The sequence below is a fragment of the Novosphingobium naphthalenivorans NBRC 102051 genome (assembly GCF_001590985.1).
Taxonomy (GTDB): Bacteria; Pseudomonadota; Alphaproteobacteria; order Sphingomonadales; family Sphingomonadaceae; genus Novosphingobium; species Novosphingobium naphthalenivorans.
Genome location: NZ_BCTX01000181.1, coordinates 1 through 1,940, shown reverse-complemented (window position 1 = coordinate 1,940; position 1,940 = coordinate 1). Strand labels below are relative to the sequence as shown.

Genomic DNA, 1,940 nt, shown 5'->3' with positions numbered 1-1,940 from the left:
CCGGAGAGGAGGATTTGGGAATGAGCGAAGCGATATATCCGGTGCCGGAAGCGTGGGCGGAAGGTGCGCTGATTGACAACGACCGGTATCTGGAGATGCACGCTCGTTCGGTTTCGGACCCTGAGGGTTTCTGGGGCGAGGAAGCGGGGCGGATTGACTGGATCAAGCCGTTCAGCGTGGTCAAGCAGACGAGCTTTGACGAGGCCGACTTCGGCATTTCGTGGTTCACCGACGGCACTTTGAACCTGTCGGCCAATTGCCTTGACCGGCACCTGGCGGAGCGCGGCGATGCGATTGCGATCCTGTGGGAGCCGGACGATCCGAAGAACCCGGAACGCCGCATCACCTATCGGCAGCTACATGAACAGGTCTGCCGCTTTGCCAACCTGCTCAAAAGCCGCGGCGTGAAGAAGGGCGAGCGCGTCACCATCTACCTGCCGATGGTGCCCGAGGCGGCGGTGGCGATGCTGGCCTGCGCGCGGATCGGCGCGATCCACTCGATCGTGTTCGCCGGCTTCTCGCCCGATGCCCTGGCCGGGCGCATTATCGACTGCGACAGCCGGATCGTGCTGACCACTGACGAGGGCCTGCGCGGCGGCAAGAAAGTCCCGCTGAAAGCCAATGTCGACGAGGCGCTGAAGGGGTGCCCCGGCGTCGATACCGTGATCGTGCTCGAACATACCGGCGCGGGCGTGCCGATGGTCGATGGCCGCGATGTCGACTGGGCGAGCGCGGTGGCGCAGCAGAGCGCCGAATGCCCGCCCGAGGAAATGAACGCGGAAGACCCGCTGTTCATCCTCTACACCTCGGGCTCGACCGGCAAGCCCAAGGGCGTGCTGCACACCACCGGCGGCTATTCGGTCTGGGCCTCGATGACGCACGAATACGTCTTCGATTACCGTCCGGGGCAGATCTACTGGTGCGCGGCCGACATCGGCTGGGTCACGGGCCACTCCTACGTCGTTTACGGCCCGCTGATGAACGGGGCGACCACGGTGATGTTCGAGGGCGTGCCCAACTTCCCCGATCCCAGCCGGTTCTGGCAAGTGGTCGACAAGTTCGACGTCGAGATCTTCTACGGCGCGCCCACGGCGCTGCGCGCGCTCATGCGCGAGGGCGACGAATGGGTGAAGAGCACCAGCCGCAAGTCCCTGCGCCTCCTGGGCTCTGTGGGCGAGCCGATCAATCCCGAAGCCTGGGAATGGTATCACAAGGTGGTGGGCGAGGGGCGCTGCCCGATCGTCGACACCTGGTGGCAGACCGAGACCGGCGGCGTGATGATCACCCCGCTGCCCGGCGCCACCGCGCTCAAGCCCGGCTCGGCGACGCGCCCGATGTTCGGCGTGCAGCCCAAGCTGCTCGACAGCGACGGGACCGAGATCGTGGGCCCGGGCGACGGCTGCCTGGTCATCACCGACTCCTGGCCCGGCCAGATGCGCACTGTCTGGGGCGACCACGAACGCTTCTTCCAGACCTACTTCACCACTTTCAAGGGCACCTACTTCACCGGTGACGGCTGCCGCCGCGACGAGGACGGCTACTACTGGATCACCGGCCGCATCGACGACGTGATCAACGTTTCGGGCCACCGCATGGGCACCGCCGAGATCGAGAGCGCGCTTGTCGCGCACCACAAGGTCGCGGAAGCCGCGGTGGTGGGTATGCCGCACGAGATCAAGGGGCAGGGCATCTACGCCTTCGTCACCTGCAATGCCGAAGTCGAACCCGACGAGGCGCTGCGCAAGGAACTGATCCAGTGGGTCCGCCACGAGATCGGCCCGATCGCCACGCCCGACGTGATCCAGTTCGCGCCCGGCCTGCCCAAGACCCGCTCGGGCAAGATCATGCGCCGCATCCTCCGGAAGATCGGCGAGAACGATTTCTCCAACCTCGGCGACACCTCCACCCTTGCAGATCCTTCCGTCGTCGATAACCTCATC

The 1,940-nt window shown here is 65.5% G+C and carries 1 protein-coding gene; it reads left to right on the top strand.

The annotated features are described in order from the left end of the window. Positions 1–20: 20 nt before the first annotated feature. The coding region (gene acs / locus NN5_RS24540; RefSeq protein ID WP_067739307.1) for an acetate--CoA ligase at positions 21–1,940 on the top strand (1,920 nt) is incomplete at its 3' end.